The 17284-nt window shown below is 48.7% G+C and carries 14 protein-coding genes; 4 read left to right on the forward strand and 10 right to left on the reverse strand.

Annotated features, from left to right (window positions below; all coding sequences use genetic code 11):
- Window positions 1-152: 152 nt before the first annotated feature.
- Window positions 153-1577 carry a TolC family outer membrane protein gene (locus tag BST96_RS06785; protein ID WP_085757967.1) on the forward strand — a complete coding sequence of 475 codons (1425 nt, stop codon included), beginning with the start codon at window positions 153-155 and terminating at the stop codon, window positions 1575-1577.
- Between the two features lie 73 nt (window positions 1578-1650).
- Here the strand turns inward: BST96_RS06785 and waaA are convergent, their stop codons facing one another.
- A complete protein-coding gene (gene waaA / locus BST96_RS06790) occupies window positions 1651-2928 on the reverse strand; it encodes a lipid IV(A) 3-deoxy-D-manno-octulosonic acid transferase (RefSeq protein WP_085757968.1) in 1278 nt (425 codons plus the stop codon).
- 115 nt (window positions 2929-3043) lie between these two features.
- Here waaA and BST96_RS06795 point away from each other — a divergent pair, with 115 nt between their 5' ends.
- On the forward strand, window positions 3044-4258 hold the full coding sequence (locus tag BST96_RS06795; protein ID WP_085757969.1) for an FAD-dependent oxidoreductase: 1215 nt from the start codon (window positions 3044-3046) through the stop codon (window positions 4256-4258).
- On the forward strand, window positions 4255-5049 hold the full coding sequence (locus BST96_RS06800) for an aldo/keto reductase (RefSeq protein ID WP_085757970.1): 795 nt from the start codon (window positions 4255-4257) through the stop codon (window positions 5047-5049). Before BST96_RS06795 ends, BST96_RS06800 begins: the two co-directional genes overlap by 4 nt.
- 202 nt (window positions 5050-5251) lie before the next feature.
- Here the strand turns inward: BST96_RS06800 and BST96_RS06805 are convergent, their stop codons facing one another.
- The 3 genes from BST96_RS06805 to hldE form a co-directional block, all read right to left on the reverse strand.
- Window positions 5252-6298 (reverse strand): transporter family protein, encoded by a 1047-nt coding sequence (locus BST96_RS06805; RefSeq protein WP_085757971.1) that lies wholly within the window; start codon window positions 6296-6298, stop codon window positions 5252-5254.
- 169 nt (window positions 6299-6467) lie between these two features.
- Window positions 6468-6986, reverse strand: a complete 519-nt coding sequence (locus BST96_RS06810) for an REP-associated tyrosine transposase (RefSeq protein ID WP_085757972.1) — start codon at window positions 6984-6986, stop codon at window positions 6468-6470.
- Window positions 6987-7147: 161 nt separating this feature from the next.
- Window positions 7148-8581 (reverse strand): bifunctional D-glycero-beta-D-manno-heptose-7-phosphate kinase/D-glycero-beta-D-manno-heptose 1-phosphate adenylyltransferase HldE, encoded by a 1434-nt coding sequence (hldE, locus tag BST96_RS06815; protein ID WP_085757973.1) that lies wholly within the window; start codon window positions 8579-8581, stop codon window positions 7148-7150.
- Window positions 8582-8755: 174 nt separating this feature from the next.
- On the opposite strand from hldE, the gene BST96_RS06820 reads away from it, so the two are divergent.
- Window positions 8756-9373 (forward strand): class I SAM-dependent methyltransferase, encoded by a 618-nt coding sequence (locus BST96_RS06820; RefSeq protein WP_085757974.1) that lies wholly within the window; start codon window positions 8756-8758, stop codon window positions 9371-9373.
- Between the two features lie 947 nt (window positions 9374-10320).
- On the opposite strand, the gene BST96_RS06825 is transcribed toward BST96_RS06820, so the two are convergent.
- The 6 genes from BST96_RS06825 to BST96_RS06850 form a co-directional block, all read right to left on the reverse strand.
- Window positions 10321-11397 carry a prenyltransferase/squalene oxidase repeat-containing protein gene (locus BST96_RS06825; protein ID WP_085757975.1) on the reverse strand — a complete coding sequence of 359 codons (1077 nt, stop codon included), beginning with the start codon at window positions 11395-11397 and terminating at the stop codon, window positions 10321-10323.
- Window positions 11394-12110 (reverse strand): class I SAM-dependent methyltransferase, encoded by a 717-nt coding sequence (locus tag BST96_RS06830; protein WP_085757976.1) that lies wholly within the window; start codon window positions 12108-12110, stop codon window positions 11394-11396. The genes BST96_RS06825 and BST96_RS06830 overlap by 4 nt, the downstream gene beginning before the upstream one ends.
- Window positions 12111-12125: 15 nt before the next feature.
- The gene (locus BST96_RS06835; protein ID WP_085757977.1) at window positions 12126-13424 is read right to left on the reverse strand and encodes a glycosyltransferase family 4 protein; all 1299 of its coding nucleotides are present in this window, start codon (window positions 13422-13424) and stop codon (window positions 12126-12128) included.
- A gap of 165 nt (window positions 13425-13589) precedes the next feature.
- The gene (locus tag BST96_RS06840; protein ID WP_085757978.1) at window positions 13590-15611 is read right to left on the reverse strand and encodes a polysaccharide biosynthesis protein; all 2022 of its coding nucleotides are present in this window, start codon (window positions 15609-15611) and stop codon (window positions 13590-13592) included.
- Window positions 15612-15782: 171 nt separating this feature from the next.
- Complete coding sequence (locus tag BST96_RS06845) at window positions 15783-16343, reverse strand: sugar transferase (RefSeq protein ID WP_085757979.1); 561 nt, start codon at window positions 16341-16343, stop codon at window positions 15783-15785.
- Complete coding sequence (locus BST96_RS06850; protein ID WP_085757980.1) at window positions 16340-17260, reverse strand: NAD-dependent epimerase/dehydratase family protein; 921 nt, start codon at window positions 17258-17260, stop codon at window positions 16340-16342. The genes BST96_RS06845 and BST96_RS06850 overlap by 4 nt, the downstream gene beginning before the upstream one ends.
- Window positions 17261-17284 lie beyond the last annotated feature (24 nt).

Here is a 17284-nt window from a genome sequence, read left to right on the forward strand (position 1 = left end):
CGACGGCGGCCTTAACTAAACCACATAAGGCAACTTAACTAAAATTTACGCCTAATTACCCCTGCAAAGTAGGGCTTTGGGAAGCAGTTTGCTACACTTAGCGCATAATTAAAGCTCTGCAACACTGAGCCACACCATTTAAGGATTAATCCATGAAATGTTTGATACGCCCTCTCTCACTTGCGATTGCATTGTGTGCGGGCAGCCACCTTGCCCAGGCTGATACCCTGGCCGATATCTATGAGCAAGCCCTGCTAAATGACCCCAAGCTGAAAGGTGCAGAAGCAAGCTACCGTGCCAATATTGAAACGGAAGAGCAGGCTTTTTCCAGTTTGCTGCCACAGGTTAATGCCTCTGGGGAATATCGTGAAAGTGATACCACTGACATCAGCAGCCGGTCGCTGGATACCATTCCACCCCAGGATTTGGAGAGCGACGATGATACTGAATCAGACCGCACGACTCTCAGCCTAAGCCTTGATCAAAAGCTATTTGATTTATCCACCTGGTTTACTTTTCAGCAGGGTAAAGAGCTGACCAAGCAAGCCTCTGCTCAATTGGCCTTTGATCAACAGGATGTGATTGTCCGTGTTGCTGAAGCCTACTTTGATGTATTGCGTGCACTGGACAACCTTGAAGCGTCAAGAGCAGAAGAGCGTGCGACCAAACGTCAGCTGGAACAAACCCAGCAGCGTTTTGATGTTGGCTTGATTGCGATCACCGATGTGCATGAAGCCCGCGCCGTTTATGATTCGACGGTAGTTACCCGCCTTACCGATGAAGGTAATCTGGGTACTTCCTACGAATCACTGACTGTATTAACCGGTCAAAGCCATCAAAATTTATGGCTGCTCAATAAAGACTACCCTGTAGTTGACCCAGACCCTATGTCGCGGGATGAGTGGGTGCAATTTTCATTGCAAAATAACAATGCGTTAAAGGCCGCCATGTTTGGTATGGAAGCGGCTAAACAGAATGCCTCTTCTAAAAAAATGGGCCACGCCCCGACCCTCACCGGTAATGTGACGTATACCGACTATGAGGAAGATGGCGACAATACCAGTAATATTAATGATGCGGTGCGCCCTTTTGAAACTGAGTCTGATGGCTATGTTTGGAGTGTTAGGTTATCCGTGCCCATCTATTCCGGTGGTGGCGTTAGCGCCCAGCGTCGTCAGGCCTATGAGCAATATAATGTTGCCCTGCAAACTAAAATTGAAACTCAGCGTACTGTTATTCGTAATGCCCGTGCTTCACATATTACGGTGGTCACCGATGTGCAGCGGGTTAAAGCACGCCAGCAGGCGATTGTTTCTACCAGCAGTGCACTGGATGCAACAGAAGCCGGCTATGAAGTAGGCACACGTAATATCGTTGATGTATTGCAAGCGCAGCGCTCTTTGTTTTCATCGATTCGTGATTACTCTAACTCGCGTTATGACTATGTGTTAAATATGCTAAGGCTGAAGCGTGCAGCGGGGACGTTAACGCCACAGGATGTTTATGATATTGATAAGTGGATGGTTGAGCCTGGTGCGCCTAATGCCAACCAGTATCAGGAGTATTTGGTGCAGTAATAGTTAGCTGTATCAAAAAAAACGCCCTGTATAGAATATATTCAGGGCGTTTTTTTTGGGATAAGAAAAATAGTTAGCCGATTGATTTTAATAACGCGTTAATAGCCAGCAGCAGGCGATCCAGTGCCCCGCGATTTTCATCAACCACTGCTCTGGCGTTAGTTCCCATAGACTGACGCAATGGTTCAGACTCCCCAAGCATTAGTATTTTTTCTGCGAGCATGCGGGCATCACTCACCCTCAATAAAGCAGACCGCTGCTGTAATAAGCGACTGGCTTCGGCGAAGTTAAAATCACTGTCACCGGTGATTAACGGTAATGACCAGGCCGCAGGCTCCAACATATTATGCCCGCCAGAATCCACCAGACTGCCACCCACAAACACTATATCCGCACAGCCACACAGTAATAATAACTCTCCCATGGTATCGCCAAGCAGAACCTGGGTTTGAGCATCAACGGTATGACTTTGCGATCGGCGTGTCGTCGAAAAACTGCCTGCACAAAGGCCGGCCACCTGATCGAAGCGTTCGGGATGCCTGGGTACAATAATTAGCAAGGCATCTGATAGTGTATTAAGTACTTGTTTAAAGGCATCCAGAATAATCTCATCTTCACCTTGATGCGTACTGGCTGCCATTAGGATTAGGCGCTGGCCCTGCTGACTCCATTGGTCTTTAAGTGATGCTGCTTTTGCGATCAAGCGGTTATCAATTTCCACATCAAACTTAATGCTGCCACTCACCTCAACGTGATCGTCAGGCAAACCCAGCGCCAAAAATCGATCTGCATCTGTCTGGTTTTGGGCAACAACTTTGCTTAAGTTGTTGAGCATGGCTCCGGTTAACCAACTTAAACGCTGGTAGCCCGCCGCTGACTTTTCTGAGAGGCGGGCATTGGCCAATACCACCGGGATGGAAGACTGACGGCAGTAGTGAATGGTATTGGGCCATAACTCTGTTTCCATAATCACTAGCAGTTTGGGTTGTATGCGCTTTAGAAAACGCTGGACCGCACCGGGCAGATCATAGGGGGCATAAACATGAAAGACCGAGTCACCAAATAGGGCCTTTACCCGGTCAGAGCCAGTGGGTGTCATGGTGGTCACGACTATTGAGGCATGAGGGTGTTGCTGTTGCAGGCGTTTTACCAAAGGGGCTGCCGCTATAGTTTCGCCCACTGACACCGAATGCACCCAAATAGTGTCTGTCAGTTTAGGCGCAGTAAAAAAACCAAAGCGCTCGGCAATGCGCTGGCCATAAGCCGGTGCCTTACTGGCCCGATACCATAGACGTAGCAAGATCAGGGGGGTGATCAGGTAAAAGACTAAACTGTAGAGGTAACGGGCCATAGAAACAGGGGCTTTATAAATAATGCTGTGAAGGATAGCGATTTAAGTGGGCAGTGACCAGCCCTGCTCAAACAGGATATACTGGCGGCTCCTTATTACACTCACTAACGATTTGATGACTACCGACACAGCAACTGTAGATATCGCCATTATCGGCGGCGGCATAGCGGGCTTATGGCTGCTTAATCGCTTATGCAATGATGGCTATAACGCCATTTTGTTTGAACAGGGTGATTTGGGTGGTGCACAGACGATTGCCTCCCAGGGCATGATCCATGGCGGCATTAAATACGCTTTGGGTGGTGCGCTAACAGGAGCCTCTGAAGCCATTGCCGATATGCCCGACCATTGGCGTCGCTGCCTTGAAGGCAAGGGAGATGTAGACCTGCAACAGGCTCAGGTGCTGAGTGAACATTTTTATATGTGGTCTACCCAGTCGATTACCTCCAAAGTCACTTCTTTTTTTGCCAGCAAGCTTACCCGCGGCCGAGTCGATGATGTGAGCAAGGCCGAGCGCCCTGCCGTGTTTCAGGATAATGCCTTTAAAGGTAATTTATATAAATTAGTCGATTTAGTGCTTGATGTGCCTTCGGTGGTTGCTGCGCTGAGAGATAATTATCAAGGCCGTATTTTTTCTATCGATTGGCAACACAGCGAATTTAGCCAAAAAGCCGATGGCTCTGTTGATACGCTGGTTGCCAGTGATGGTGAAAATTCTGTGACGCTTAGCGCCAATCAATTTGTCTTTACCGCCGGTGAAGGCAATGAACAGCTCTGCTCTTTGCTTTCTATTAACAAACCAGCGATGCAGCGCCGGCCACTCAAACAAGTGCTGGTTAAACATCATTACCCTCATTCACTTTACGCCCATTGTATGGGCGGTAATCCATCACCGCGGCTTACAATTTCCAGCCATGCCACTGAAGATGGAAAAAATGTTTGGTACCTCGGTGGTGATCTGGCAACTGAAGGTGTGGCATTGGATGACGATGCCTTAATTGAAAAAGCAAAGGACGAACTGAATGATTTATTTCCCTGGCTGGATTTTAATGGAAGTGAATGGGCCGTATTGTATGTTGACCGCGCAGAACCCAAACAGAAAGGTTTAATCAAACCGGATAAAGCTTTTGCTGAAACGGCCAAGAGCTGTAGCAATGTGATTATTAGCTGGCCCACCAAACTAACGCTTGCACCCAATATGACTGATGAAGTGTGCGATATTTTGAAACAGCAAAATGTTTCAGCAAGTCATGGTGAGATTCCAGCCGCTTTTAATGATTTTAAAAAACCGGCTATTGGCACCCCCTGCTGGGAAACCTTATTTAAATGAGCGAATCATTAATCACACGCCCCTTTGGCGATACCGGTATTATGGTCAGCCCTATTGGTTTAGGCACGGTAAAGCTTGGCCGTGATCAGGGGGTCAAATACCCTAACGGTTTTACTATTCCCGACGATAAGGCGGCCAGTCATTTAATCGACCTTGCTCGCGATTTAGGCATTAATCTTATTGATACTGCGCCTGCCTATGGGATTAGTGAGCAACGTTTAGGCCCTTTATTAAAAGGCCAGCGACAAGACTGGGTTATTTGCTCCAAGGTAGGTGAAGAATTTAACGAGGGCGATTCGTCTTTTGACTTTAGTGCCAAACATACGCGCTTTAGTATTGAGCGCAGTTTAAAACGCTTAGACACTGATTTTATTGATATGGTGCTGGTGCATTCTGATGGCAATGATTTAAATGTAATTGAGCAGCAGGAAGTATTAGATGAGTTGCTACGCTGCAAGCAGGAAGGTTTAATTCGCGCCTATGGTGTATCCACCAAAACGGTTGCGGGCGGCTTGCGGGCAGCAGAAAAAACCGATGCGGTAATGGCTACCTTTAATCTTGATTATAAGGATGAAAAGCCGGTTATTGATTTTTGCGAGAAAAACAATAAAGGACTATTGATTAAAAAAGCCTTTGCCAGTGGTCATATTTGTTTGGCAGGGGAAGACCCAATTCAGGCCAGCATGGATTTTATTTTTTCACACCCCGGTGTTAGCAGCGCTATTGTAGGAACCATTAACCCAACGCATTTAACCGCGAATGTAAAAGCCGTAATCAAAGCCACCACCTAGCCCGTAGGGTGGATTATAATCCACCGATTGTGACGGCTTCTGCTGGGTTTGGTGGATTTTAATCCACCGGTTGTGATGACTTCTGCTGGGTTTGGTGGATTTTAATCCACCCTACAATGACCAATCGTAGGGTGGATTGTAATCCACCGGTTGTGACGGCTTCTGGATGGGTTTGGTGGATTTTAATCCACCCTACAATATTTTATAAGCTTAGCTGCCAGCCCAGTACTAGAGAATAATCTGTTTCCATCTGTGGGCCATTTAGGTCTTGATAGACAGGCTTAATCAGTTCCAGTGCTAAACGGTTGGTGGCAGAGCCGGGAATAATCCAGTTAACACCCGCCGCAAGATCAACACGCTGGCCACCGCGTAAATCCGGGTCCGCTGTTGGCACCATATTTTTCATCATTGGATTTAATTTTTTATCTTCACCGTCTACATCACCCCAGTACTCATAGGCACCGCGCAGTGACCAGCTAAAGGTATCGGCAAAAGGACGGGCATACCAAGCTGTTGCCATAATGCGATCACCTAGAGAGTAGTCATTGTCGTTTTCATCTAAACGGATAGTGGCTATGGTTTGAGCGCCCCATGAGTATGTGGGCTGGCTATTGGTATAAGTTAGGCCGGGCTTAAGGTCGTAAGTGCCTGAACCCAGTTGCATGGAATATGGCAGCTGGACTTTATTGCCCATGCTCATGCCGGTAACATCTTTTTCGTCAATAGAGCCGGTGGGCAGGCTAAGGGTCATATTTAAGATCAGTGTGCTGTCGTCGGTTTGGTTTAAGCGGTATAAGCCGCCGACTTTAATATCACCCACACCGTCTGTTTCGGTGGTGAATTCAGAACGCATTGGCATCATCATACCCATGCCGCCCATACCACCCATCATTTGCATGGTGTGGTCCATTTCATTATTGATTAATGGCACCATTAGCATCAGCGTTAGGTCGTCGCTTGGGGCGTACATAGCACCCAGCATATGCATTTCCATGGTCATATTTTCCGGGGCAACCCTATAGTCTTCTAAAATTTCATCGGTGCTAACGCTGCTAGTGCCATCAAGGTTGCCGTCCATTTCCATTAGCATATAGCGGTAGGAAAACATAACCTCGCCCTCTTTATGCATATGCTCGCCCATCACACCTATCGGGCCATGGCTATCGGCACGGTGGGAGGCATCGGCCAGTACGGCAGAGCTTAAAGATAGAGCAATTAATGGAATAGTCAGTGAGCGGAACAACAACATATCAACCCCTAGGATGGTAAAAAACGCGCATCCTATCAGGGCCTTGGGGGAAACAGAATGTGGCATATTGTCACAGGGGGGGGGTGGTGGAATTTATTCCACCCTACTATGGTGGGTTTGGTGGAATTTATTCCACCCTACTGTAGGGTGGATTATAATCCACCAATCCTCACTCATAATTTACACCGGCTATCGATTCAGGTTGCTCTGCCCCCCAACTCTGTTTATACCACCCTTTCTTGACCGCGTGAGTAAATGAAGAATATGGCCAATCACCAGGCCGTTTGCATAGGCCATGCTTTACGGGGTTGTAGAAAATATAATCCATATGCCGTCTCCAATCGTTTTCATCTCTTATGGTGTGTTCCCAAAACCGGCGCTGCCATATTAATTTTTCTCCCCGGGTATTAACGCTGGCGGCAATGCGTTTGGATACCTCTGTTTTTATCAAACGCCAACGCACTGAATAATCACTATCCCCATCTGGCAACACCCAAATGCAATGGAGGTGGTCAGGTAAAATTACGATGCTCTCCAGGGTGAAGGGGTAACGGGTTTTGACTTTTTTAAAAGCATGACGCAGCAGGTCTACATTGTCAGGGTCTGAAAATAATGGCATTCGGTGGTGGGTGACTACGGTGAAGAAATAGCAGCCGTTTTTTTGATAGGATCGGCGATATTGGCTCATAACAACTTCCTTGTTGTTTGGGGGTGGTGGAATTTATTCCACCCTACTTGGATGGGGGGTGGCGTTTATTCTATGGGGTTGGTGGAATTTATTCCACCCTACGGGGGTGGGGGTGGTGGAATGCATTCCACCCTACTGTAGGGTGGATTATAATCCACCTGTTATTGGTTTTTATCTAACACTTTTTCTACGATGGCGGTGGTTGAGAAGTTATCGAACAGGGAGAGTACGTTGACTTCGCCGCCGTAGCCTTCGACGATTTCCCAGCCGACTACGCTTTTTTTATCGTAGTCGCCACCTTTGGCGAGGATATCAGGGCGCAATGCTTCTAATAACTCTTCCGGGGTATCGGTATCAAAGGATATCACCCAATCTACGGATTCCAGTTTGGACAATAAGGACATGCGGCTGTCTACCGGGTTGATCGGTCTGCCCGGGCCTTTTAAACGGGAGATGGATTCGTCGCCGTTAACCGCTACCACTAAACGATCACCCAAAGCGCGGGCCTGCTCTAAATAACCGGCATGACCGGGGTGTAAAATATCAAAGCAACCATTGGTAAAGACGACTTTTTCGCCATGGGCGCGGGCATCTTGCAGAGCAACCTGTAGCTGCTCAAGGCTTAATACTCCCCGTTCGGAACCTCTTTCGGCCTGCACTGCACGGCGTAGCTCAGGGGCGCTAATAGCCGCTGTACCCAACTTGGCCACTACAATGCTGGCAGCAAGGTTGGCTAACGCTACAGATTGTGGCAGAGGCTCACCGGCGGCCAAGGAGGCGGCCAGTACTGAGATCACGGTATCGCCTGCACCGGTAACATCAAACACTTCTCTGGCGCGGGCGGGTAAATGTAATTCTGTTTCGTTGGGGCGCAACAAGGTCATGCCCTGCTCACCACGAGTGACTAATAGCGCTTGCAGATTATGCTCAAGCATTAGCTGCTCGCCCTTGCTGACCAGCTCTTCTTCATTGGCGCAGGGGCCGACGATGGTTTCGAACTCGTGGAGGTTGGGGGTTAGCAAGGTGGCGCCGTTATAACGTGAGAAATCGGTACCTTTGGGGTCAACTAATACTGGGATACCGGCTGCTCGGGCCGCTTGAATTAAAGGCTGGGGGTCGTCCAAAGCGCCTTTGGCATAGTCCGATAAGATCAGCGCGCCAATGCCCGCTTGCAATAACTGCTGGGCTTTGCCAGATAATGCAACAGCATCTTCCGAGCTATAGCTATCTTCAAAATCCATTCTAATCAGCTGTTGATGACGGCTGATCACCCGTAATTTGGTAATGGTGGGATGGCTTTCTACCACCTGAAAGTCGCTATGTACCTGCGCTGCTGACAGGGTTTCTGATAGTGCAACAGCGGCTTCATCGTTACCCACCAGGCCGGTCAGTGAGGCACCGGCGCCCAAAGCCGCAATATTTAAGGCGACATTGGCCGCGCCGCCGGGGCGGTCTTCAATTTGATCTACTTTGACGACAGGCACTGGCGCCTCGGGTGATATACGCGAAGTACCGCCATGCCAATAACGGTCGAGCATCACATCGCCCACGACTAAGACTTGGGCTTGATCAAAACGAGGCATGGATAGTTTCATGGGTACTTGTTTCCTAACGATAGAACACGTTTATTTCGGCGCATCATAGCATAGACCGTAGGGTGGATTATAATCCACCGGTTTGAATCCATCGAGGTGTTAGTGGATTGTAATCCACCCTACGGTCTATGTTATCTTGCGCGCTCATTGTATTGAAAAGGCAACATCCAGATTATGGCTATTGAACTCGCTATTGATATTGATCAGGTCAAAGGTTTTCTTGCAGAAGATGAAGCGGCGGCGCTTTATGATGCTGCTTTAACGTTGTCGGCTAAAGCTCCTGTGCTGGAAATTGGTAGCTACTGTGGTAAGTCTACCGTCTATATCGGTACAGCTTGTAAAAAGGCTGGTGGTGTTTTATATGCGCTGGATCATCACCGAGGCTCGGAGGAACATCAACTTGGCGAGGAGTATCATGACCCTGATCTTTATGATGATGGTGCGGGGTTGATGGATACCTTTAAAGAATTTCGCAAAAATATGCGAGCGGCGGATTTGGAAGATACCGTAATTCCTATTGTAGCCTCTTCAGGGCTGGCTTGCCGCGGTTGGAATACGCCGCTATCGATGGTGTTTATTGATGGCGGGCATAGTATGGAAGCGGCGATGACGGATTATCAAAGCTGGGCCAGCCATGTCATGCCCGGTGGCATACTGGCGATTCATGATTTATTTCCCAACCCGGATGAAGGTGGGCAGGCACCGATTACTATTTACCGGCTGGCGGTGGCGTCAGGTTTGTTTGAGGAAATTGAAGTCGTAAATACCTTAGGGCTGTTGAGAAAATTGTAGGGTGGATTGTAATCCACCCTTTTTGTCAGCCGCCGGTTTTGGTGGATTTTAATCCACCCTACTTGATGAGGGTTGAGGAGGTTGGTACGGGGTTTTCTTCGCTTAATCAGTTGACTTCGGTAAATAATTTACGATTTACCGGCTGAGGTGGCGTCAGGTTTGTTTGAAGAAATTGTAGGGTGGATTGTAATCCACCATTTTTTCAGCTGCTGGTTTTGGTGGATTTTAATCCACCCTACTTGATGAGGGTTGAGGAGGTTGGTACGGGGTTTTCTTCGCTTAATCAGTTGACTTCGGTAAATAATTTACGATTTACCGGCTGGCGGCGGCGTCAGGTTTGTTTGAAGAAATTGTAGGGTGGATTATAATCCACCGTTTTTTCAGCTGCGGGTTTTGGTGGATTTTAATCCACCCTACTTGATGAGGGTTGAGGAGGTTGGTACAGGTTTTTCTTCGCTTAATCAGTTGACTTCGGTAAATAATTTACGATTTACCGGCTGGCGGCGGCGTCAGGTTTGTTTGAAGAAATTGTAGGGTGGATTGTAATCCACCATTTTTTTCAGTCGTCGGTTTTGGTGGATTTTAATCCACCCTACTTGATGAGGGTTGAGGAGGTTGGTACGGGGTTTTCTTCGCTTAATCAGTTGACTTCGGTAAATAATTTACGATTTACCGGCTGACGGTGGCGTCAGGTTTGTTTGAAGAAATTGTAGGGTGGATTGTAATCCACCATTTTTTCAGCTGCTGGTTTTGGTGGATTTTAATCCACCCTACTTGATGAGGGTTGAGGAGGTTGGTACAGGTTTTTCTTCGCTTAATCAGTTGACTTCGGTAAATAATTTACGATTTACCGGCTGAGGTGGCGTCAGGTTTGTTTGAAGATATTGTAGGGTGGATTGTAATCCACCATTTTTTCAGCCGCCGGTTTTGGTGGATTTTAATCCACCCTACTTGATAAGGGTTGAGGAGGTTGGTACGGATTTGCCTTCGCTTAATAAGTTGACTTCGGTAAATAATTTTGCCGCCGGTGTGTATTCAGTTAAGGCATCTGCCGCCAATAAAATCGCACCAGCCGTCCAGGTAGGCTTTTCATCTGGCCATAAAACATCTTGCACAAATTGGTAACCCGTCCAATAGGAGCCATCTTCCAAACGCCATTGATGTAACCAGCTATATACATTAACCGCTCGGGCATGGTCTCCTGCGGCCAATAAAGCCATGGTCAGCTCACAGGACTCCGCGATAGTGACCCAGGGTTCGTCGGACACACAACGGCAGCCCAGCTCCGGCTCAACAAATTCATCCCAACGCTCTTTTAATCTGGCCTGTGATTGGGTTTTTGATAAGACGCCGGTTAGTACGGGATAAAACCAATCCATAGAATAGCGGGCTTTACTTTCCCAAGTGCGATCAAAACGCTCTGGCTTATTGCGCAGAGCATCACCCAGACTCTCCCGTGCGGCAACCCACTCTGCACTGTCTTCGCCCATGGTAACGGCGATATTAATCGCACACTCAAGGCTCTTATAAATAGACGAGCAGCCAGTAATTAAGGCATCCATTTTGGGAGAGCCATTGGGTTTGACGGCCCACTGAATATCGCCATGTTCCGACTGCAAGCTTAATACAAATTCAATCGCCCGCTCTACGGTGGGCCACATACGTTTTAAAAAGTTTTTATTGTGGGAAATTAAATAATGGTGCCAAACACCGGTCGCAATATACGCGACAAAATTACTTTCACGGCGCTCGCCATTATCAATCTCTCCGGCCTTATACGCCGCCCACCAACTACCATCATCCAGCTGGTTATCTGCCAACCATTGGTAGGCTTTGGCAGCCGCATCCCATTCACCCCCAATCGATAAGGCCATGGCCGCCTCGGTATGGTCCCAGGGGTCAGCATAGCTACCCTCAAACCAGGGGATAGAGCCATCGTCTTGCTGGCAATTTAAAATAAAATCGACGGTGGGCTGGAAAAAATCCGAGGGGAATAAACCCTTTGATAAAAAAACACCACTCATGCGTTGCCTTCCTTTTTAAAATACATCACCACACTTTTTCCCATCAGCGGATTGAGCAGGCGTTCTAAAGTACGGGTAAACCATGGCCGGTCCATTAAATCCCAGACCAGAAAACGGTGGTACTGTTTTATCAGCCAGTTGCTTTCCTGTGTTTGCCAGAACACACATTTTAACCACCAAAAAGGTGAGTGCAGCGCATGGGCCCAGTGTTTATGAAAGGCGGTAAAACCCAGTGCTTCAATCTGTTGTTTAAGTTTGCTGGCTTCAAAGATACGCAGATGGCCACCTTCAACATTGTGGTAGGCATCGCTAAAGTACCAGCAGATTTTTTCTGGCCAGGTGCGCGGTACGCTGGCACAAAATAAACCACCCGGTTTTAATACCCGTTCTATTTCTACCAAAGCGCCTTTAAAGTCTGGAATATGTTCCAGTACTTCTGAGCAAATTATTTTATCAAAGGTATTATCCGCAAAAGGCAGTTGCAGGGCATTGGCGGCAGATAGGCCAAAGCTTTTATTGGGGTTGCCCGGATCTGCAAAAGGCTGGAATTTTTCCCAAGTAGTCTTAAGGTCATCAACACTTAAATCTACACCGATGGAGGTTACATTTTGTTCCAGATAGGCGGAGATTACATGGCGCCCTTCACCACAGCCCAAATCCAAAATGGTTTCGCCGGGCTGCAATGGCAGATATTTAAAGTTGACGGTTTGCATGGTTGTTTATGTTCTCTATCTACTGGCCATAACCTGGCTATAGTATTCTGTCATTTGCCCTGCGGCTCGCTGCCAGCAAAAAAGGGTTTCAATACGCTGGCGGCCAGCGGCAGATAAAGTTTTACGTTTATTCTCATGTTCCAACAAATCACTCACTGCTTCGCTAATGGCCCGGCTATTTTTTACCGGCACAATAATACCCGCGTCACCAACCACTTCGGGTAAGGCTCCCCCATCGGTAGATACTACGGGAACACCACAGGCCATCGCTTCACCGGCCGGTAAACCAAAGCCTTCGTAGACAGAAGGAATCACCACGACCTGCGCTTCTGCATAATGACGAACTAATTGTTCTGTAGAAATACCACTCACAAAAATAATTCGGTCGCCTAGTTTTAAGCGCTTAATTAGTTGTTCTGTTGCACCACCTGCCTGTGGCTGGCCGACCATTAATAATTCTAATTGGGGATAACGCTTTGCCAGTTCTGCAACTGCTTCCAGCAGATAGCGTACACCTTTTAAGGGTGCATCGGCGGAGGCGGTAGCCATAATTCGGTAAGGTTTTTTGGCCACCTCGGGCATTGGCCGAAACTCTGCGGTATCGATACCGTTATAGACCAGGTTAATAGCCGAGGGCTGAAGCTCAAAGGCGCTGGCAATATCCTGTTGCGAGCGCTCGGATACGGTCACTACATTATCCAAACGTTGGGCAACTTTTTTCTGCATGGTTAAAAAAGAATGCCAGCGTTTTATCAGCAGCCGCGCCTTCCAATCAGGGGCGGCGTTAAGGGCAATTTGCAAGTCACTGGTGATTGGATGATGGATGGTGGTAACCAATGGAAAGCCACGCTGTTGCAGTTTTAACATGCCCCAGCTTAGGCACTGGTTGTCGTGAATAATATCGTAGTGACGGCCATGGTGTTTTAAGTATTTAAACACTCTGCGACCAAAGCAGCGGGGCTCGGCAAAGCCGCCGGTTAATTTACCGGTCCATTCAATAATATTGGTCAGTGAACGCAGATGGGACCAGGTTAGCGAACCCAGCCCGGTTTCAAATAAATTCATGCCGGGCATTTTGATTAATTTAACCCGCGGGTCGACATGGGGGTATGGCTGCCCGGAAATCACATCAACCTGGTGGCCGGCTTCGACCAGCGCTTTGCTGAGGTATTTAATATAGATGCCCTGCCCGCCGCCATAGGGTTGGCTGCGGTAACCCAGCAAGCAGATTTTAAGGGGCTGGCCCTCTCGCGAGGCAATATCAGCCAATGTTGCCGCAGGTTCAGCGGTGGGAAGTACGCTTTCAGCTTGCATAGAAAAATTATAAGAGCTTATGGAATCGATCTGGATACACCCAAGAGAGTCTCTCTCTGGGCAAAAGTGGCGAAATTTTACTCGCCAGCCGCCCTAAAATCTATAGACAGGGGCGGCTAGATAACAGGATTAAGGCCCATGGTTACTATTCGCAGGGTGAATATATCAGGTGACTTTGGGGAAATTGCCGGTCACGACATTGTCTTCTGCTACCGAGGCCTCGATCAGGCCATTTTCCATACGGCGGGTCCAAATAGCATCGGAAATACCGTCTTTGGCGTCAAACTCGGCAACCGCTTGTTGCAGAGTCTGTTGAATAGCTTCGCAGTCATTTTTATCGCAGGCTTCTTTGAGCTGTTGGGTATAGCGGTCTATTTCATCTTCCGGCAACAGGGACTCTTCTGCCCGCATTACTTTGGGGTGGCCGGTGCCGGTGACATTATCTCCCAGCAATAATTCTTCATAGAGCTTTTCGCCGGGCCGCAAACCGGTAAAGTGGATTTCTATATCCCCTTTGGGGTGGGCTTTATCTTTGACTTCACAGCCCATTAAGCGAATCAGGCGGCGTGCAAGATTAACAATCCGCACCGGTTCGCCCATATCCAATACAAACACATCTCCCCCTTTACCCATAGCACTGGCCTGCAACACTAATTGTGCCGCCTCGGGGATGGTCATAAAGTAGCGAATTATGTCTTTATGGGTCACAGTGACCGGGCCACCATTAAGAATTTGGTGGCGGAATAAGGGCACCACGGAACCTGAGGAACCCAGCACATTGCCGAAGCGGACCATACAAAAGCCGGTATTGTCATATTTGCTGGCAAAGGCCTGTAATAATAATTCGGCCATTCTCTTGGAGGCACCCATCACATTGGTAGGGCGCACCGCCTTATCGGTTGAGATCAGTACAAAGTGCTCAACGCCAGCCTTAACCGCTGCGCCGGCAGCCGCCAGGGTGCCAAAGACATTGTTAGAAACACCTTCCACCACATTGTATTCAACCATAGGCACATGCTTGTAGGCCGCCGCATGGTAGACCGTATTCACCGCAAACTCGGTCATAATCGATTCTAACCGTGCCTGATTTTGCACTGAGCCTAGCAGCGGGGTAATACGAATATCGTGCTCGCCTTTGGCTTTGGAACGCTCTAGTTCCCGCACTATCTGGTATAGGGCATATTCAGAAATATCAAATAAAATCAATTCCTTAGGCTGGCATAGTACAATCTGGCGACACAATTCCGAGCCAATAGACCCCCCTGCACCGGTAACCATAACCACTTTGTCACGAATACACTGATCGATTAGCTCTGGATCAGGGGGCACGGTATCGCGGCCCAATAGGTCGGCCAGTTCAATGTCCTGTAACTGCCCTACTTTGGCGGCGCCGGACATTAAATCGGCAAAATCCGGGACGGTTTTGACATAAACCGGTAAGCCTTCCAACTCGTCGATAATTTCGCGGCGGCGAAGGTGTGATGCCGATGGCATGGCAAGAAACACATGGGAAATCGAAAACTCGGTACACAAATCGGATAATTGGCTGGAATGATAGACGGAAACCCCGTTAATCACCGAGCCAACTAAAGCCGGATCATCATCGACAATAGCCGCAGTCTGGTATTCACCGCCGTGAAATATGGTATTTAGTAGCTGGCGGCCTGAAACGCCGGCACCGTAGATCACCGCTTTAACGCCTTGTTTGGTATAGACGCTATGGTAGAGCGATCTGAGTAATAGACGTGAGCCGCCGATCAGAATAAGTGCTGTGGCCCAGTAGATAATTGGGGTTGAGCGAGGCACGCCACTGCGGGTTAAAAACGCGGCCAGCGCCAAAATCACTGCAGAGACGGTAACCCCTTGAATAATGGTGATAATTGCCTGCTGGCCCATAAAGCGGATAACAGCCCGATACAACCCAATACGCAGGAAAAAAGCGGCGCTAAAGACCATGGTCAGCATAATCGCGACCAGATCAACCACCTTAAACTCATAGATCAGGCCGCCCCAACGGGCGACGACCGCCAGCCAGAAGGCTAGAGGGATAAAGCATAAGTCGAGGGCTAACAGGCCGGACTGTTTCCATTGCCTGGGCAGGGAGAAGAACTTTTCTGCCGGAATGGAGAATAAGCCCCTAAGCCTTACGATCCTTCGTTTTACAGAAAATTTACTGGCAAGTTTCATGTAACTCCTTTAGCTGCCATTTCTATGATATTGCCGAACCTATCATTATTCTAATGACCGATATTTCTGGCCGTTGATCTATTGTTATAGCAACTAATTTAGCAGGGCGCTAATAATGCCTTAAGGAGGGAGCTAAAACCACTGATTTGGCCAATATAAGGAGGGTTGCCGTTATTTTACCCTATCGCCCTGACCACTGCCGGTGACAGTCATAAGCAGGTACTTAAAGTAATCACCCACTGTAAAATTCTCGATCATACGCTGGTCCCACTCCGCCAGCCGTTGCGGCGTCGACATATCGATATGGTTAACCTGGGCCAAGCCGGTAATCCCCGGCAGGACTGTAAACACCCCTTTTTTATCCCGCTCTGCAATCAATAGCTCCTGATTAAACAGGCAGGGTCTGGGGCCCACCAGGCTCATATCGCCTTTTAAGACATTGATCAGCTGGGGCAATTCATCCAGCTTGGTTTTACGTAAAAAACGCCCCAGCGTAGTTACTGCACTGCTATCCACCTGGTGGGTGGCCACTGACGCTGTGGCCAGCCCCATGGTGCGAAATTTAATCAGGGTAAAAGGCTTTTTATGCCGCCCTACCCGCTGCTGCATAAAGACCGGAGAGCCGGTATCCAAAAAGCCCAACAAGGTGACCAGCAACAGCACCGGCAATGCCAGAACCAGCCCCGACAAGGCCAACACCCAATCCAGTATTCTAATAGGCAGGCTATTCATGGATGCATCTTCCGCAGGGTTTGTTCCAATGTGTTGGGCGGCTGCCACCCCAAGGTAGTCACCGTATGGCTAATATCCACTTCAAGATTGCCTAGCAGCCGTTGGGCCAAGGCTTGCTTGCCCAGCAGAGTAAGCAATGCAGATAATAACGACACCGGAAAGGGCCACAGCAAGCTGGCTGCCCCCTGCACTCGGCTAATCGTTGCTAGTAAGGTGGCCAGAGAATAAGGCTTGCCATCGGAAACCAGAAATACCGTATTAGCGGTTATTGGGTGGCTAATACACAAGCTCAGTAAGTCACATAGATTATCCACCGAAACCATATCCCGGCGGTTATTGACCAAAGCAAAGGGCAGCGGCAAACGGGCAAGCCCCATTAAGCGCTGAAAATTCGCGCTAACTCCCGGGCCATAGACCAGCGGGGGACGAATAACCACCAACTCCATTTCTGCTTCAGCACAGCGGGCCTGTAAACCCTGCTCGGCCTGCCATTTTGACAGCGCATAGGCATCACCGGGCTTGGCCTGGTCGGTGTTGGCAAAGCGCTGGCCGGGCACGGTATTCTCACCATTGACCTTGATAGTACTGAGAAAAACAAAGCGTTTGACGCCCTGTCGTATAGCTTCTTCAGCCAGGCTCAAGGTTGCGTCTTTATTGATACGTTGATACTGCTCCAGGTCTGCAGCCCCTTCAGGGTCCATGCTATGCACTCTGGCTGCCAGGTGAATAACGACATCGACACCTTTTAGCAACCTGGCCCACTGGTCGCAGTGCTCGATATCCCCAATGGCTACCGCCCCTGATGCCTGCCCTTGATTATCACGGCTCAAGGCTAGTACATCGTGACCCGCATCGACCAGTAAAGGGCATAGTTGCCTGCCGACAAAGCCATTGGCTCCAGTGATCGCAATCTTCATATGTTTTTATTGGTCCTGATGTCG

The organism is Oceanicoccus sagamiensis, assembly GCF_002117105.1.
Taxonomy (GTDB): Bacteria; Pseudomonadota; Gammaproteobacteria; order Pseudomonadales; family Dasaniaceae; genus Oceanicoccus; species Oceanicoccus sagamiensis.

Coding starts and splice junctions, on each gene's coding strand:
- hldE (WP_085757973.1), bottom strand. CDS start 8,581: ATGAAACTATCCATGCCTCGTTTTGATCAAGCCCAAGTCTTAGTCGTG.
- BST96_RS06845 (WP_085757979.1), bottom strand. CDS start 16,343: ATGAATAGCCTGCCTATTAGAATACTGGATTGGGTGTTGGCCTTGTCG.
- BST96_RS06850 (WP_085757980.1), bottom strand. CDS start 17,260: ATGAAGATTGCGATCACTGGAGCCAATGGCTTTGTCGGCAGGCAACTA.
- BST96_RS06810 (WP_085757972.1), bottom strand. CDS start 6,986: ATGAGCCAATATCGCCGATCCTATCAAAAAAACGGCTGCTATTTCTTC.
- BST96_RS06795 (WP_085757969.1), top strand. CDS start 3,044: ATGACTACCGACACAGCAACTGTAGATATCGCCATTATCGGCGGCGGC.
- BST96_RS06825 (WP_085757975.1), bottom strand. CDS start 11,397: ATGAGTGGTGTTTTTTTATCAAAGGGTTTATTCCCCTCGGATTTTTTC.
- BST96_RS06835 (WP_085757977.1), bottom strand. CDS start 13,424: ATGCAAGCTGAAAGCGTACTTCCCACCGCTGAACCTGCGGCAACATTG.
- BST96_RS06800 (WP_085757970.1), top strand. CDS start 4,255: ATGAGCGAATCATTAATCACACGCCCCTTTGGCGATACCGGTATTATG.
- BST96_RS06785 (WP_085757967.1), top strand. CDS start 153: ATGAAATGTTTGATACGCCCTCTCTCACTTGCGATTGCATTGTGTGCG.
- waaA (WP_085757968.1), bottom strand. CDS start 2,928: ATGGCCCGTTACCTCTACAGTTTAGTCTTTTACCTGATCACCCCCCTG.
- BST96_RS06820 (WP_085757974.1), top strand. CDS start 8,756: ATGGCTATTGAACTCGCTATTGATATTGATCAGGTCAAAGGTTTTCTT.
- BST96_RS06805 (WP_085757971.1), bottom strand. CDS start 6,298: ATGTTGTTGTTCCGCTCACTGACTATTCCATTAATTGCTCTATCTTTA.
- BST96_RS06830 (WP_085757976.1), bottom strand. CDS start 12,110: ATGCAAACCGTCAACTTTAAATATCTGCCATTGCAGCCCGGCGAAACC.
- BST96_RS06840 (WP_085757978.1), bottom strand. CDS start 15,611: ATGAAACTTGCCAGTAAATTTTCTGTAAAACGAAGGATCGTAAGGCTT.